The following is a 16,762-nucleotide window of genomic DNA, read 5'->3' as shown; positions in this document are numbered from 1 at the left end:
CTTCAAAACAATCCTAGCTGCGCAGGATCGGACACATTTCATGGATCTTCTCGCCTCCGCCTATTCCCTGATAGTCGGCACAATCATTCCCTTTCTTTTCGTGCTGACAATCGTCGTCTTCTTCCACGAACTCGGCCATTTTGCAGTGGCTCGCTGGTGCAACGTGAAGGTAGATGCTTTTTCGGTTGGCTTCGGGCGCGAGCTTTTCGGTTATAACGACCGGAAAGGAACCCGCTGGAAACTGTGCTGGATTCCGCTTGGCGGCTACGTCAAATTTGCCGGTGACGATAATGCGGCAAGCGTTCCAAGCCGGGAAGCCATAGCGCAGATGAGTGAGGAGGAGCGGAAAACGGCCTTTATCGCGAAGCCGGTCTGGCAACGCATGGCCGTGGTGGCGGCAGGGCCGATCGCCAATTTCCTTCTCGCAATCGTGATCTTCACGGCACTCTTCGTCACTTCCGGCAAACAGGGCTACGAACCTGTTGTCGAACAGGTCTTTGCTGGTGGGGCTGCTGAACGCGACGGACTGCTGGCCGGCGATGTCGTGAAAGAAATTGACGGCAGGCCGATACAGACCTTCGGCGAAATGCGGCAGATCGTCCTGATGAGCGCCAATACGCCTCTTGTCTTCGAGGTCGAGCGTGCCGGGAAGGACGTCACCTTGACGGTTACGCCTGACGCCAAAGAGAAAGAAGTCTTTTTCGGCGAGAAGCAGGTGGCCGGCGATATCAGTCTTCGTGGTGTCTCCGATCCGTCCCACCTCGTTCACATCAAGTACGGTCTTGGCGAAGCCGCCCTGGAAGGCACGGCGGAAACCTGGCGCATCATTGAAAGCACGGTCAGCTATATCTGGGGCATCATCTCTCAGCGGCAATCGGCCGATCAGCTCGGCGGCCCAATCCGCGTTGCCCAGATCTCCGGTCAGGTCGCAGACCTCGGCTTCATGCCGCTCATTTCCCTGGCGGCGGTCCTTTCCGTCAGCATCGGTCTGATCAATCTGGCACCGGTGCCGATTCTCGATGGCGGACACCTGGTCTACTTCGCTGCAGAAGCCCTGCGTGGCAAACCGCTCAGCGAAAGAGTGCAGGACGTCGGTTTCAGGATCGGCCTGGGGCTCGTTCTGATGCTGATGGTGTTCGTCACCTGGAAAGATATCATGAGGCTTGTGGGGACCAATTCATGACACCCGTGACATTGACGCAACGTCTTCAGACTAAATCGCTTTCGGCCCGGAAGGGCGGTTGCGTTATCGGTAAAAACCTATAAAACACTCGTCGGTTCCGAGAATCTGCTGGGGTGAGTGCGGATTCTCGGGAGGGGTATTAAAAATAAAGGCATAGCGCAATAATGCAGCGATTGCAGAGATTTACACGGGCCGTACTGTTGGCGGTGGCCGTATTTTCGATCGGGACGGTTCTGCCGAAAGCTTTCGGGCCGGTGTCCCTGGTTTCACAGGCTCAGGCCGCGGTTGCCAGAAGCATTGACGTGCGTGGCAATACCCGTGTCGAGGACGAAACCGTTGTCAGTTACATGACCATTGTTCCCGGACGCTCCTACAGCGCGTTCGATGTCGATGAGTCTCTGAAGGCGCTCTACGCAACCGGCCTTTTTGCAACGGTCGATATCACCCCGCGTGGCAGCGTTGTCGTTGTGACGGTGACCGAAAACCCGATCATTAACCGGGTGTCCTTCGAAGGTAACCGGAAGATCAAGGACAGTGCGCTGGAAACCGCCGTTCGCTCGCAGCCGCGTTCGATGCTGTCCCGTGCGAAGGTTCAGGCCGACGTTCAGAACATTCTTGAAGCTTACCGCCGCTCCGGTCGCTATGGCGCGTCCGTCGAGCCGCAGATCATCGATCGTGGTCAGAACCGCGTCGATCTGGTGTTCGAGATCAACGAAGGTGCCAAGACCGGCGTCGAGCGGATCAGCTTCATCGGCAACTCCGCATTCAGCGACGGCCGTCTGCGCGATGTCATTCGTACCCGCGAAAGCGGCCTTCTGAGCTGGCTTCGCAGCACCGATACCTATGATCCGGACCGTCTGGCCGCGGATGAGGAATTGCTGCGTCAGTATTACAACAAGAAGGGCTATGCGGATTTCCGTATCGTTTCCACCAGCGCGGATCTCGATCGCGAGCAGAACATCTTCTACGTGACCTTCACTGTGGAAGAGGGCGAGAAATACGAGATCGGCGATGTTGAGATCGTTTCAACTATCCCCGACGTTGATCCTGAAGATCTTCGCCGCCTGATCCGCACCAAGAGCGGTCAGACCTTCAATTCGCTGCGCGTCGAGCAGTCGGTCGAAGACATCACGTTGCGTGTCTCGGAAGAAGGCTATGCCTTTGCCCGTGTCCGTCCGCGGGGTGCGCGCGATTACGACAACAACACGATTTCCCTGATCTACTATATCGAAGAAGGTCCTCGCGCCTATATCGAGCGGATCAACGTGATCGGCAACGACCGCACTCGTGAGTATGTTATTCGTCGTGAATTCGACATCGCCGAAGGTGATGCGTTCAACCGTGCGCTCGTCGACAAGGCCGAGCGTCGTCTGCGCAACCTCGGTTTCTTCGAAAAGGTCTCGATCACAACACAGCAGGGCAGCGCGCCCGACCGCGTGGTCGTGAACGTTCGCGTCGAGGAAAAGCCGACCGGTGAAATCTCCTTCGGTGTTGGTTACTCGACCGTCGACGGTGTCATTGGTGACATTTCACTCACCGAGAAGAACTTCCTGGGTCGTGGCCAGTTCGTGAAGCTTGCTGTTGGCGGCGGCACGGACACGCAGTCCTACGAATTCCGCTTTGTCGAACCGTTCTTCATGGGGCGCCGCGTTGCTCTGGATCTTGATCTCTACCGTAAGGTGGATGATGCCAACGACTACCGCTCCTTCGATCAGGAAAAGACCGGTGGTGGCTTTGGCTTCACGTTGCCGCTGCGGGAAGATGAACTGACTGTCCGTCTGTTCTATAACATCTTCCAGGAGCAGAACTCCGATCCCGACAACAACTCGACCAACATCAACAACTGCGACACTGCAAGCCTTTCCCTGGCGGTCTGTGACTCGCTCGGTACATATCTGACCTCTCTGGTCGGTTACGAGCTGCGTTACAACACGCTGGACCGGGTCATGGATCCCACCGACGGCATCTATGCCTCCTTCGGTCAGGAATTTGCGGGTCTGGGTGGTGACAGCTTCTACATCAAGACGGAAGCTCAGGCCCGTGCCTACAAGGAAATCCTGGCTGACTACGGTCTGGTCGGCAGCCTGTCGGTTCGTGGTGGTAACATCATGGCCCTTGGAGACGAGCGCCTGCGTGTGTCCGAGCAGTTCATGCTGGGTGGTACGCTGGTTCGCGGTTTCGAAAATCAGGGTATCGGTCCTCGTGACGCTGCGACTGAAGATGCGATCGGTGGCCGGTTCTACTTTGCCGCGACTGCAGAAACCCGGTTCCCGTTCCCGGTCATTCCCAAGGAATTCGGCCTGAGCGGTGCGGTGTTTGCCGATGCTGGTTCCTTGTGGGATGCAGACAGCAGCTTGGTGAGCCTCGTGGAAGACAACGGCGGTCAGATTGACTCCAACGACTTCAACGTCCGTGCTTCGATTGGTGCCGGTATTCGCTGGAACTCTCCGTTCGGACCTCTGCGGGCAGACTTTGCTTACCCAATCGTCAAGGACGACTCCGACAAGACGCAGATTTTCCGGTTGAGTGGCGGTACACGCTTCTAAACTGCGGTCACATAGGATAGAAAACGGCCGCCGATCCGTTCGGCGGCCGTTTTTGTTGGCTGGCAAGAAGGATAACATCATGTCCGAGCCAAATTTTTTTGAATCTCCGGCTCCGGTCTCTCTGACAGATATCGCGACCTGGGCGGATGCGGAGATCGCTCGCGGCGAACCTGAGCTGATGATAACGGGTGTCGCGCCGCTGGAAGATGCCACGCCCGGCGCTCTGGTCTTCTTCGACAACACCGCTTATCTGAAGAAACTCGATGGCACCACGGCAGCAGCTTGCCTGGTCAACAGGAAGCACAAGGACAAGGTGCCTGCGGGCGTTGCCGTTCTTGTCTGTGCTGATGCCTATCGGTCCTGGGCGAAGGTGCTTGCCAAGCTCTATCCAGCGGCCATGGTGCCGGTGGAAGCTGGCCCTGCGGTGATTTCAGAACGGGCGGTAATCGATCCGGCTGCTTCGCTTGAAGACAATGTCACGGTGGAAGCGGGCGTTGTGATCGGGGCCGGTGCCGAAATCGGGGCAGGCACGGTCATTCGGGCCAACGCTGTCATTGGGCAGGGCGTCAAGATCGGCCGTGACTGTGTCATAGGGCCGAATTCAACGGTTCAGCACACTGTGATCGGAAACAGGGTCTACATGCATCCTGGCGTTTGCTGCGGCCAGGATGGCTTTGGATATGCCATGGGACCCATGGGGCATCTCAAGGTTCCCCAGGTCGGCCGCGTTATCATCCAGGATGACGTGGAAATCGGAGCCAATACGACAATCGACCGTGGCGCAAACCGGGATACGATCATCGGCGAGGGCACGAAGATCGATAATCAGGTTCAGATCGGTCACAATGTGGTGGTCGGACGACACTGCGTTATCGTTTCTCAGGTCGGTCTGTCCGGAAGCTGCACTCTAGAGGATTTTGTCGCCATTGGCGGGCAAACCGGTGTGCGCGGTCACGTCACAATCGGCATGGGGGCGCAGGTAGCTGCCGTTAGCGTCGTTAACGACGATCTGCCTGCCGGTGGGCGCTATGGGGGCACGCCAGCGAAACCGGTCAAACAGTGGTTCCGTGAGGTCGCGGCCGTCAGAAAGCTTGCAGAGCGTGGCGACGGATCGTAAACGGGTTAAAAGCAGGACTTTGCGGCGGTCATTCGCCAAGGGGTAGTATATGGAAGACGCAGAAAATAAAACACTTGGCAGCGCAGACATCATGAGGATCATGAAGCTTCTGCCGCACAGGTATCCTTTTCTTCTGATCGACAAGATCATTGAGATGGACGGTGACGATAGCTGTATCGGCATCAAGAACGTCACCATCAACGAACCGCATTTTACCGGCCACTTTCCGGAGAGACCGGTTTTCCCGGGCGTTCTTCTGATCGAGGCCATGGCTCAGACGGCCGGAGCGCTTTGCGTTCATGCCCGCGGTGACGACGCGCCACCGCAATTGGTCTACTTCATGACCATCGACAAGGCGAAATTCCGCCGGCCGGTGGAGCCTGGTGACCAGGTTCATTTCCACGTCAAGAAGATCAAGCAACGCTCCAACATCTGGAAATTCGACGCCGTCGCCAAAGTCGACGGCAACAAGGTTGCAGAAGCAGAAGTCAGCGCGATGCTGGTAGACGCGTGAGGACATATGACTGACATCCATCCAACGGCCATAGTCGAAGACGGGGCCGTGATCGGCGAGGACGTTCGTATCGGGGCCTATTCGATCGTTGGTCCGAATGTGAAACTCGCCGACGGAGTTATCCTGGAATCGCATGTCGTCGTTTCAGGCCACACAAGCGTGGGAGCCAATACGCACATTTTTCCCTTCGCGAGCATTGGCCACAAACCGCAAGATCTCAAGTTTTCCGGTGAAGTAAGCTTTCTGGAAATCGGCGCCAACAACCAGATCCGTGAACATGTGACCATGAACCCGGGAACGGAAGGCGGCGGTGGCTATACGAGAGTTGGCGACAATTGTCTATTCATGATGAGTTCGCATGTCGGCCACGATTGTCAGGTTGGCAATCACGCGATTCTGGCCAACAACGCCACACTTGCTGGGCACGTCGAGCTCGATGATTTTGTCATTCTGGGTGGCTTGAGTGCTGTCCGGCAATGGTCGCGTGTGGGAACAGGCGCAATCGTTGGCGGTATGACGGGTGTCGAATTCGACGTCATTCCTTTCGGCTCCGTGATTGGTGACCGTGCCCGTCTTGCCGGGCTTAATCTCGTTGGCCTCAAGCGCAAGGGCTTTCCTCGGGAACAGATTCACGCCCTCCGGGCTGCCTATCGTGCGCTGTTTGAGAGCGGTGAGGGAACCTTGCGCAGTCGGGCTGAAGCCGTCGCTGCAGAGAGTGCCGATCAACCCCTTGTCAAGACGGTTACCGACTTCATCCTTGAAAAGGAAGACCGCCGGTTCTGCACGCCGCGCAGCGAAGACTGACAAAGATGGTCCGCGCAGATATGGCAACGGAACCACGCCTTGCCCTGATTGCGGGAAATGGCAGTTTGCCCTGCCAGATCGCGGATGCTCTCAGCAACGCCGGGCGTGAGTTCAAGATTATCGCCATCAAGGGTGAAGCGGATGAACGGACGCGCGCTCAGGCCGACACGGAGCTTGGCTGGGGTGAAATCGGCCGGCTCTACAAATTCCTGAAGAAAACGGGCTGCAGGGACGTGCTTCTGATCGGAGGCGTTTCCAAACGTCCCGATTTCACGTCGATCCTCGGTGATATCGGTACCTTGAAGCGATTGCCGACGATTATCCGGGCCTTGGCCGGTGGTGACGACAGTCTGCTGACCAAGGTGATCCGCCTGTTTGAAGTAGAGGGGTATCGGGTCGTGGGGATCAAGGACGTGGCGCCGCAACTGCTGGCTTCAAGCGGAGTGCTTGGCAAAGTGCAGCCAAGCCAGACGGATTGGCGGGATGCGGAACTCGCCTTGAGGGCGTGTGAAAAGCTCGGCGAGCTCGATATCGGTCAGGCTGCCGTTGCTGTTGGCGGACGGGTTGTTGCGCTGGAAGGGGCGGAAGGAACTGACGCCATGCTCCAGCGCTGTGCCGACCTGAAGCGCAATGGCCGGATACGGGCCAAGAGCCACACCGGTGTTCTGGTCAAGACGGCCAAACCAAATCAGGATTTGCGCGTTGACCTGCCAACCGTCGGCCCGAAAACCATCGACCTTGCGGTTGCCGCGGGGCTTGCGGGGATCGCTGTTGAGGCAAGCGGTGCACTGATCGCCGAAAAGGATGTCACGCTCAAAAAGGCAGATGATGCGGGGCTGTTTGTTATCGGTATAGAACACGGTTCGAGCATCGATGCCGTGTTATCCGAGCAACCGGACGAGCGTTCGTGATGAGCGGGAAGATGCCCACGGTCTGTCTGGTCGCGGGTGAGGAATCCGGAGATCAGCTCGGCTCGGAGTTGATGAAAGCGCTCAACGAACGGTTGGGGATTGGTGTTCGGTATTGCGGCGTTGGCGGCGAACGGATGACGTCTCTGGGCCTCAAGAGCTTCTTCGACATGTCGGATGTTTCTGTCATGGGACTGACTGCAGTGCTCGCCAGACTGCCGTTGATCATCAAGCGCGTTTACCAGACCGTGGATGCGGTTGTTGCGGCCAATCCGGATGTGCTGGTGATCGTCGACAGTCCGGATTTCACCCACAATGTCGCAAAGCGCGTGCGCAAACGGGCACCGCATATTCCCATCATCGGGTACGTTTCGCCGTCTGTCTGGGCCTGGCGGCCTGGCCGCGCCCGCAAAATGAGCGTCTATGTAGACGAGCTCCTGGCTTTGTTGCCGTTTGAACCTGATGTGCATCGCAAGCTGGGTGGACCGCGCACGCATTACGTTGGCCACCCCTTAAGCGAAAATGCAACCGAGCTGCGCCCGGCGGCGGGTGAAAGATCCTCGGTGGATGCAGAAGAGAAAGTCTTGCTCGTGCTTCCGGGCAGCCGGCGAAGCGAGATCGACAGGCTCTTAGGCGACTTCGGGGCGACAGTTGCTCTCGTTGAAAAGAAGCTGCCTGGCCTCAAGGTGGTCTTGCCCGCTGTTGCGCATCTGGAAGACAAAATCCGCCGGGAAACAGCCGGCTGGTCTGTTCCGGTCGAGATCGTCACGGGACTGGAGGCAAAGCGGGCAGCATTCAGGAAAGCGCATGCAGCACTGGCTGCGTCGGGTACTGTCTCGCTTGAACTTGCCCTTTCCGGTGTTCCGATGGTCGTTGCCTATAAGGTCGACTGGTTCTTCAGGCGGATCAAGGACCTCAACCGGATCTTCAAATTTTCCAGCGTCGATTCCTTCGTGCTGCCGAACATCATCCTCGGAACAAAAGCGATTCCGGAGTTCCTCGACGAGGAAGTGCAACCGGACGTGTTGGCCAGCCATCTTGTCGAGTTGCTGAAGAACAGTCCCGAGCGTCAGAAGCAGATCGAGCATCTGCAGAGACTTGACGACGTCATGCGGTTGCCGGATGGCCATAGCCAACGAGGCGCTGCAGCAGATGTGGTGCTTGACGCAATGAAGGCTGGAGCCTGACAGGTTTTCCAGGCACGTTTGAAAACCGGGTGGAATGACGACACGTTTCTCCGGCGCTGCGTTCCTTACCTTTGCCTTACAGACGCGAAAAAACCGGGTGCGTTCCGCACCCGGTTTCTCACTAAGACTAGGCAAGCAAAGCCTTTGGATCAGGCGTTGGCCACGTTGTCCAGGAAGTGCCCGACTTCATTCTTCAGGATATCGGTCTTCTGGGACAATTCACTGGAGGCGCCGAGAACCTGATTGGCGTTCTGGCTGGTCTGGGCAACGGCCTGCGACAGATCGGACATGTTGGTTTTGACCGAGCCGGTGCCTTCTGCTGCGCGCTGAACGTTGACTGAGATTTCGCTGGTGGCGGCGCCCTGCTGTTCAACCGCGGTTGCAATGGTAGAGGTGTATTCGTTGACCTCTTCCATGGTGCGCGTGATCGCTTCGATGGCGACAACGGCGTCCTTGGTTGCGTTTTGAATTTCGGAAATCTGCGAGCTGATTTCCTCGGTGGCCTTGGAGGTCTGGGTCGCCAGTTCCTTCACTTCTGCAGCCACGACCGCGAAGCCCTTGCCGGCTTCACCGGCGCGAGCGGCTTCGATGGTCGCGTTAAGGGCCAGGAGGTTGGTCTGCTCGGCAATTGCCTGAATGAGGCTGACGACTTCACCGATTTTTGTGGCCGCTGTCGACAGGCTTTGAACCTTCTCGTTTGTGACCTGCGTCCCCTGGGTTGCGCGGTCAACGACCTGCGTTGTCTGGCTCACCTGACGTGAAATTTCCTGGATTGAGGCGGCAAGCTCCTCGGCAGCGCTCGCGACCGTCTGAACGTTTTGGGTGGCTTCGTCGGTGACGCCATAAGTGCTGTCTGCCAGGCTGGAGTTCTGGCTGGCGATCGCGCTGAGGTCCTGGGCGGTGCCATCGAGTGTTTGCGCTGTTTCTGCAACCGATCCGAGCACTTCGGTTGCTTTCTCGCGGAAACCGGCGATCAGCGCTTCAATACGGGCTTGCCGTTCTGCGCGCATCTGCTGATCGTGTTCCGTCTCGCTCTGCAGGCGTAACCTTTCAACTGCGTTATCGCGGAAGACCTGCATGGTGCGGCTCATGTCACCAATTTCGTCACCACGTCCAGTGCCATCGATCTGGACATCTGTATCGCCTTCTGCAAGGCGGGACATGGTTTCGGTGGTCCGGCGCAGGGGGCGTGTCACCGCAAAATTGAGCGCAATCGCCATGCCGACGCCTGCCAGGACGGCAGTCAGAAGCGCGAGGCTGATCACACCAAGCGCGCTGGAGGAAGAGGCCTGTGCAGCTTCGCTTTGCGTGGAGGAGATGGTGGAAATCTGAGTCTGAACTGTCTGCGACAAATCCGTCATGGTACCGATCTGTCCGGCGAGCTGGAACTGATTTGTCGCGAGCTCAGAGAAACTGTCTGCGAAACTGCCAATGGAGCTTTTAACCTCCGGAACGAGGCCCGAGATAGCGGGGAAGTCCTTTGCGCTTGATTCAAGCCGGGAAGCCAGTTTGTTCAGACCGTCAATTCCGCCTGTAACGGCTTGCTGAGAAGCTTCGCTGGGAGACAGCATGAAGTGGAAGGCGGCAGCCTTTACCGCGTTGGCGTCAGCTTCGACCTGCATGACCGTATCCGCGACGCTGTCGACCACATAGAAGCGCTGGTTGATCTGGTCTGCCTGCGCATAGACATTGTCGATGGCGACATTTGCCTGCGACCGGATATCCTTGACGTCGGAAACAAGTTGTTCGAACCCGGCCTTTGCGGCATCAGTGAGGTCGAAAATAGCGATATAGTCCTTGGTTTCGATGAGCTTGCCAAGTGTCTGCTCGAGTTCAGCCGTTTCAGCCGCGAGCTTCTGGAACTTGCCCGGATCAACACCGTCAAAACTGTTTGCTGCCATCTGCTTGGCGGATGGCGCAAGCAGGGTCACGCGGTCCCTTATATCTGCAAGCTGTTTGGCGTTGTTGGCGGCGGCGTTGAACAGGTTCTGAAGGGTGAGGGCCTCCTCCTGGAAACCCGCGGCGGCCTGACCAACCTTATTGGCGAGCACAAGCGTTTTGCGTGCGTTGGTCTCGTCCTGACTGACGCCGTCTCGCGCCATCAGCGCCTTGCCAAGAATATCCGAAGATATCTTTTCAAGTTCTTGCACAGCGCTGTCGAGCTGCTGTTGTTTTTGGGCTTGTAGCTTCGTCAGACCAACGACCTTTTCGAAGGCTGCACGGAAATCCTTCACGGCAGCGGCCGCTTCGGCGACGGGTATCTGGGCTTGAGGATCGGCGTTAAGTTCGTTCTGGAGTTTCTCCAACTCGGCGGTCAATTCACCGATATCCGAGAGAGTGGCCACTGCTTCTTGAGGGTTCTGTGAAGACAGGAAGCTTTCCTTCTTGCTGGCCAGGCTTTGCAACTGGGCCATTGCGGAAGTCGATTGCTTTGCAATCTCCATGCGTTCCGACAAGGTCATGACGCTGTAGGCGCCAACAGCCCCCACGATCCCGGTAAGGGCAACCACAGCGGCAAAGCTGCCGCCCACTTTTACCCCAAACTTCAAGTCAGAAGCGAACTTCAGGAAATCCATCTTAACCCCTCGAAACCCCAGCATGTTCCATGCGCACTCTTTGGTGTGAAAGGTAAGCAATGTTTCCTTATTATTAGTAAATTTTCCAATCTTACGTGGGATTTGAAGATTTTTGTGAAGTTATTACTTTATTTGACGCCTAATATTTTCTACTGAAAAAACTTATTTCGAATATTTTTAACTTTTTACCTGTTTTATTGACTTCTTTTGTTTTGTGTTAGCAGTTCTCTTTCGAACGAGTAATGGAAGTATCCTGCGCGAAAGCCTTTTTTGTTTCGGTCGTATTATTAGGAAAATTATTTCTTATCTTTGCTTTGGTTCCGCTGGGGAATAAAAAAGACGCCCGGCAGTTAAGCAGGGCGTCTTCTTGTTTGAAATGCACGCAGACGAAACCGCGGACTATTGCAGGCGATTGCCTGCGTGCGCCTTAGCGGCGCTGGTCGATCGGCGTGTAATCGCGCAGCTTCTCACCCGTGTAGAGCTGACGCGGGCGACCGATGCGCTGGGACGGATCTTCCACCATTTCTTTCCACTGAGCGATCCAGCCGACGGTACGGGCCAGAGCGAACAGAACGGTGAACATAGTGGTCGGGAAGCCGAGCGCGCGCAGCGTGATACCGGAATAGAAGTCGATATTCGGGTAGAGTTTCTTCTCGACGAAATACTCGTCGTTCAGCGCGATCTTTTCCAGCTCCATGGCAACGTCCAGAAGCGGATCGTCCTTGATGCCGAGTTCGCCGAGAACTTCGTGCGTGGTCTTCTGCATGATGCGGGCACGCGGGTCGTAGTTCTTGTAAACGCGGTGGCCGAAGCCCATCAGGCGGAACGGATCGTTCTTGTCCTTGGCGCGAGCGACATATTCCGGGATGCGGTCGACGGAGCCGATTTCGGACAGCATGTTGAGGGCAGCTTCGTTGGCGCCGCCGTGTGCCGGGCCCCAGAGGCAGGCAATGCCGGCCGCGATGCAGGCAAACGGATTTGCACCGGAGGAGCCTGCCAGGCGCACCGTAGAGGTCGAAGCGTTCTGCTCATGGTCGGCATGAAGAATGAAGATGCGGTCCATGGCGCGGGCCAGAACCGGGTTCACCTTGTATTCCTCGCAAGGCACGGCAAAGCACATGTGCAGGAAGTTTGCCGCGTAGCTCAGGTCGTTGCGCGGATAAACGAACGGCTGACCGACATGGTACTTGTAGGCCATTGCAGCAATGGTCGGCATCTTGGCGATCATGCGCAGCGACGCGACCATGCGCTGATGCGGGTCGGTGATGTCAGTCGAGTCGTGATAGAAGGCGGATAGCGCCCCGACCGTGCCGACCATGACGGCCATCGGGTGGGCGTCGCGGCGGAAGCCGGAGAAGAACCGATTCATCTGTTCGTGGATCATCGTGTGGTAGGTCACACGATTGACGAAGTCGTCCTTCTGGGACTTGGTCGGCAGTTCGCCGTAAAGCAGAAGATAGCAGGACTCCAGGAAGTCACCATGGTCGGCAAGCTGCTCGATCGGATAACCGCGATAGAGCAGGGTGCCTTCGTCACCATCGATATAGGTGATCTTGGATTCGCAGGAGGCGGTGGAGGTGAAGCCCGGGTCGTAGGTGAACATGCCCGTGTCCTTGTACAAGGACGAGATGTTCACAACCGACGGTCCGATGGATCCGTCAAGAACGTCGAATGCGTGGTCGTTACCACCGACACTGAGCTTGGCGTTGTTGTCGGCCATTCAGAAACCCCTTTACGTTAAACGGATGTGCCGTCCTGGTTTGACCCTTCTGGCGATGGGTCCCGTTTCCGGTTGCCGGACCAGCACTAGAGAATTTTTCGCGTCTTGCGTAGCCCATTTACTGCACTGCCGCAAGCTGGCCGATATAACGCTTTGGTCAAAGACGTATTTCGCCCGCGAGCGCAGCCGCCGGAAGCTTGGTTTTTGCGAAGAATTGCATCCGGCGATGCTTTATCTCAGACAGCCTGATCCTGAATTCTGGCCAGGGATTCTTCCCGGCCGAGAGCAATCAGAACGTCATAGATGCCGGGCGACGTGCCGCGGCCCGTCAGCGCGGCCCTTAACGGCTGGGCCACCTTGCCAAGTTTCAATTCCTTGCTCTCTGCGTATGCTTTGACCGCTGTTTCCAGCGGTTCTGCAGTCCAGTCAGAGACGCCTGCCACGACACCGTGCAGATCTCTCAGGATAGCTCTGGCATCGTCGTCCAGTATCTTCTGGGCCTTTTCGTCCGTGTCGAGCGGGCGTTGGCGCCACAGATAAGAGGCGCTTTCCGTCAGTTCGACCAGGGTCTTCGCCCGTTCCTTCAGACCGGGAAGAGCAGAGAGAGCAATTGCTTCGTTGTCGCTGTCGGCAAGCCAGGAAAGAACCTTATCGCCGCCTTCGGCATGTGCGAGATAGACCTTCCAATGGCGCAGCAATTCGGCGTCCTCGGTGGCACGCATGTAATGCCCGTTAAGGTTTTCCAGTTTCTTGAAATCGAAGCGGGCAGCCGACTGGCCGACTGCATCGAAATCAAACCACTTGATCATGTCTTCGAGAGAGATGATTTCCTCGTCGCCATGGCTCCAGCCGAGCCGGGCCAGATAGTTTCTCATGGCCTGCGGCAGATAGCCCATCTCGCGATAGGCTTCCGCACCGGTTGCGCCATGCCGCTTCGACAGCTTTGCACCGTCCGGTCCGTGAATGAGCGGAATATGCGCCATTGCCGGTACGTCCCAGCCAAGTGCCTGGAAGATAAGCGTCTGGCGGGCGGCGTTCGTCAGGTGATCGACACCGCGGATGATGTGGGTGATGCCCATGTCGTGATCATCCACCACAACGGCGTGCATGTAGGTCGGAGTGCCGTCGGACCGCATCAGAACGAAGTCGTCGAGATCCTTGTTCGGGATCACGACGCGGCCCTGAACGAGATCGTCGACAACGGTCTCGCCGTCCTGCGGGGCCTTGATACGGATGACGGGATCGACGCCGGCAGGGGCTTCGGAGGCGTCGCGTTCGCGCCATGTTCCGTCATAGCGAGGCGGTTTACCTTCGGCGCGAGCTTTCTCGCGCATGGTGTCGAGTTCTTCCGGCGTACAATAGCAGCGATAGGCAGTGCCGTTGGCCAGCATCTGTTCGACCACTTCCTTGTGGCGCTCTACGCGGGAAAACTGGGAGATCGGCTCTCCGTCCCAGTCCAGCCCCAGCCAGGACAGGCCGTCGATCAGCGCGTCCACTGCTTCCTGTGTGGAGCGGGCCCGATCCGTATCTTCGATCCGCAGCAGCATCTTGCCGCCATGATGGTGGGCGAAAAGCCAGTTGAAGAGCGCGGTGCGGGCGCCGCCGATATGCAGGAACCCGGTCGGAGACGGGGCGAAGCGCGTGACGATGTTCTGTGCCATGGTGCTTTATAAAAGTCTCTGTCAGTATGACGGCGCGGAGCGCGCCGAATTGGTGGCGCGGTCTTACCACAGGCTTTGGCGAGGCTAAATAGGGGCCTCTGCCCTTTCTTGGACCAAACGGGGAGCTGGGGTGACGTCACTGACCGATCCGCAGGATATGACTGACAGCCGGTCGCAAACGGCACCTGATGATGATCGGGGGCAAAGTTTGTCCACTGCTGCGTCTGGGTTCGATGAACGTTGGAAGCGGCGGTTCGGATTATCAGGTGGCAATCCCTATGCCGGTTCGATGACCAGTTCGGCGGCAGATCGTCTTTGGGATGCGCAAGGGCTCTTGTGGTTCGCCTTCTCGTTTGCTGCGGGAATTGGCGTTTACGTCTGGTTGCCTGAAGAGCCGTCCTGGATTCTGATGACGGGTCTGGCGGTGCTTGCAGCCCTCGCAGTCTGGCGCGTCGGGCAAGGCGGCAAAGTAGCGGTTCCCGCCATTCTCTGCCTGGCTTTTTTTGCCGGACTGGCGACCTCCAGCCTTCGTACAGCTTATGTATCGACGCCGCGCCTCGCCGAGCCGATCAACGCTGATGTAACCGGTGTTGTTGAAGAGATGGAGACCGGGGCGGCCGGTGTTCGGCTCGTGCTTGCTGTAACAGCCGTTAATGGGCACCCGGTCGAGGCGCTGGCGTTTCCGGCAAAGGTGCGCTTGCGGGTTCCTGCTGACAGCGGGGTGGAGGTGGGGGAAACCGTTCAGGCCAGTGCGCGCCTGTTTCCTCCGGCAGGTCCCGTTTTTCCGGGAGGGTATGACTATTCCTTCCGGGCCTTTTATCAGCAGATAGGTGCGACAGGCTTCAGTTTCGGTTCGCCTACAGTCATCAAGGTTCCAGATAGCGAGCTTGGGTTCCGCCCTGCAGTCGCCGTTGCCAAACTCCGAAGCAATATCGCAGAGCGGATCAAAGCCAGTCTTGCCGATGGGCCCGAAACCGCATTGATCGTCGCTTTGCTGGTTGGTGACAGAAGCGGCATTGCTGAACAGCAGGAAGAGGTTTTGCGTTCGGCCGGGCTGGCTCACATCCTGGCAATTTCAGGATTGCATATGGCGCTTTTCGCGGGCGGCGCCTACGGCGCTGTATTGCTGATTTTGTCACTCGTGCCGGTTTTGACGTTGAGATGGCCCGTGCACAAGTGGGCAGCTCTTTCAGCTCTTGGCGCCGCAGTCGTCTATCTGCTTCTGTCCGGCGGTGCGGTTGCCACACAGCGTTCTTTTCTGATGATTGCCATCGTCTTTATCGGAATTCTGGTCGGTCGGCGCGGTCTGACTTTGCGCAGTGTGGCACTGGCAGGCCTCGTGCTTCTCGTGATAGCGCCCGAACGCCTGTTTTTCCCGGGCTTTCAGATGTCATTCGCAGCCGTGATCTGTCTGGTTGCCGTCTATGATTTGTGGCGGCAACGGGATCGCTTTGGGTCTCCCGGTGACAGGGTATCCGGATGGGGCATGGCGACGTGCGTTTTCCTCGGCAAATGGGTAGCAGGATTGCTTGTTACGGCGCTGGTCGCCGGATTGGCAACCGGCATCATCGGAGCACATCATTTCAGCCGGATTGCGCCTTATGGCGTTGTTGGCAACCTTCTGGGCATGCCCGTGTTCTCGCTGCTTGTCATGCCAATGGGGGTGTTGGCTTTCGTTCTGATGCCCTTTGGACTGGCTGCGCTCCCTCTGGCGGTAATGTCTTTCGGCGTTTCGCTGCTTTTGAAGGTGGCTTCTTTCACTGCTGCGCTGGATGCCGGCGGCGGCGCATCGGGCAGGCTCGACGGAGCGGCTGCAAGTCTGCTGCTGTCTGCACTCTTTGCAGGCCTGTTGTTGCCCGGTAGAAAGCGTCTGCTTGCCGGATTTCCGCTGCTTGCCGGGCTCCTGATTGTCTTCACCGACCGACCTCCGGATATCCAGATCGCCGCGAGCGGCTCTCGCATCGCCGCTCGGGACGAAACTGGATCCTTGCGGTGGGCTGCTCGAGGCAGGTCCTTTGCTACAGACCTTTGGCTCCAGTCGGAAGGTGTGCCTGACGATGCGATTTTATCGCGCAAGATGAAATCGCCTCAGAGAAAGTGTGATGATGATGGATGTGTCGTCAGAGCATACAGAATAGGAGAAGGATCAGACTCGCAGCAGCAGTCGTTGCCGTATTTGGCAATAGCCCAGCCCAAAACGTTCGAAGCATTTCAGATGGACTGCAGATACGCCGATTTGATCGTGACCGATCTAATCGCTTCGGAAATCTGCAGCTCAAGGCTTGTTCTTGACCAGGAAACGCGCTCCGCACGTGGCGCAGTTTCGATCTGGTTGTCGGCAAGCGCCTCCAGTCAGAAGGCTGCTGATGCCAACGGACTTGCCGGCGCACAGGGACATCCGCCTGATGGAAAGCTGAAAATCGACAAGCTGGTGTTTGCCATCCCAGACCCGCCGCGTCCCTGGCATCTGCCAGGAACGGTGACAAGGGACGGGTTGCGTCAAGCAGACCGCGCTTCAGGCGCAAAAGGGTCCGTTGACGACTGAG

The 16,762-nt window shown here is 57.5% G+C and carries 11 protein-coding genes; 8 read left to right on the top strand and 3 right to left on the bottom strand.

What is annotated here, in order from left to right:
• Nucleotides 1-40 precede the first annotated feature (40 nt).
• The 7 genes from rseP to lpxB all read left to right on the top strand — a co-directional run bounded on the left by rseP (nt 41) and on the right by lpxB (nt 8,259).
• Nucleotides 41-1,183 (top strand): RIP metalloprotease RseP, encoded by a 1,143-nt coding sequence (rseP, locus tag SIAM614_RS11585; protein ID WP_006934684.1) that lies wholly within the window; start codon nt 41-43, stop codon nt 1,181-1,183.
• 302 nt (nt 1,184-1,485) lie between these two features.
• A complete protein-coding gene (gene bamA / locus SIAM614_RS11580; protein ID WP_324293998.1) occupies nt 1,486-3,729 on the top strand; it encodes an outer membrane protein assembly factor BamA in 2,244 nt (747 codons plus the stop codon).
• Nucleotides 3,730-3,808: 79 nt separating this feature from the next.
• Nucleotides 3,809-4,846 carry a UDP-3-O-(3-hydroxymyristoyl)glucosamine N-acyltransferase gene (gene lpxD / locus SIAM614_RS11575; protein ID WP_006934682.1) on the top strand — a complete coding sequence of 346 codons (1,038 nt, stop codon included), beginning with the start codon at nt 3,809-3,811 and terminating at the stop codon, nt 4,844-4,846.
• Between the two features lie 49 nt (nt 4,847-4,895).
• Nucleotides 4,896-5,360 carry a 3-hydroxyacyl-ACP dehydratase FabZ gene (fabZ, locus tag SIAM614_RS11570; protein ID WP_006934681.1) on the top strand — a complete coding sequence of 155 codons (465 nt, stop codon included), beginning with the start codon at nt 4,896-4,898 and terminating at the stop codon, nt 5,358-5,360.
• A 6-nt stretch (nt 5,361-5,366) separates the two neighbouring features.
• Nucleotides 5,367-6,164: an acyl-ACP--UDP-N-acetylglucosamine O-acyltransferase gene (gene lpxA, locus SIAM614_RS11565; protein ID WP_006934680.1), complete on the top strand. Its 798-nt coding sequence runs from the start codon at nt 5,367-5,369 to the stop codon at nt 6,162-6,164.
• Nucleotides 6,165-6,169: 5 nt separating this feature from the next.
• Nucleotides 6,170-7,075 carry an LpxI family protein gene (locus SIAM614_RS11560; protein ID WP_006934679.1) on the top strand — a complete coding sequence of 302 codons (906 nt, stop codon included), beginning with the start codon at nt 6,170-6,172 and terminating at the stop codon, nt 7,073-7,075.
• Complete coding sequence (lpxB, locus tag SIAM614_RS11555) at nt 7,075-8,259, top strand: lipid-A-disaccharide synthase (protein WP_006934678.1); 1,185 nt, start codon at nt 7,075-7,077, stop codon at nt 8,257-8,259. The genes SIAM614_RS11560 and lpxB overlap by 1 nt, the downstream gene beginning before the upstream one ends.
• A 149-nt stretch (nt 8,260-8,408) precedes the next feature.
• On the opposite strand, the gene SIAM614_RS11550 is transcribed toward lpxB, so the two are convergent.
• The 3 genes from SIAM614_RS11550 to gltX all read right to left on the bottom strand — a co-directional run bounded on the left by SIAM614_RS11550 (nt 8,409) and on the right by gltX (nt 14,216).
• Complete coding sequence (locus SIAM614_RS11550; protein WP_006934677.1) at nt 8,409-10,835, bottom strand: methyl-accepting chemotaxis protein; 2,427 nt, start codon at nt 10,833-10,835, stop codon at nt 8,409-8,411.
• A 427-nt stretch (nt 10,836-11,262) separates the two neighbouring features.
• Entirely contained in the window at nt 11,263-12,555 is a 1,293-nt protein-coding gene (gene gltA, locus SIAM614_RS11545) for a citrate synthase (RefSeq protein WP_006934676.1), read from the bottom strand.
• Nucleotides 12,556-12,791: 236 nt separating this feature from the next.
• Nucleotides 12,792-14,216, bottom strand: a complete 1,425-nt coding sequence (gltX, locus tag SIAM614_RS11540; protein ID WP_006934675.1) for a glutamate--tRNA ligase — start codon at nt 14,214-14,216, stop codon at nt 12,792-12,794.
• A gap of 208 nt (nt 14,217-14,424) precedes the next feature.
• Here gltX and SIAM614_RS11535 point away from each other — a divergent pair, with 208 nt between their 5' ends.
• Nucleotides 14,425-16,761: a ComEC/Rec2 family competence protein gene (locus tag SIAM614_RS11535; protein ID WP_198137305.1), complete on the top strand. Its 2,337-nt coding sequence runs from the start codon at nt 14,425-14,427 to the stop codon at nt 16,759-16,761.
• Nucleotide 16,762: the final 1 nt, after the last annotated feature.

Source organism: Roseibium aggregatum IAM 12614 (assembly GCF_000168975.1).
In the GTDB taxonomy this organism is placed as follows: domain Bacteria; phylum Pseudomonadota; class Alphaproteobacteria; order Rhizobiales; family Stappiaceae; genus Roseibium; species Roseibium aggregatum.
Note: the sequence above shows the minus strand (reverse complement) of the source record. Positions and strands in the feature narration are given on the sequence as shown.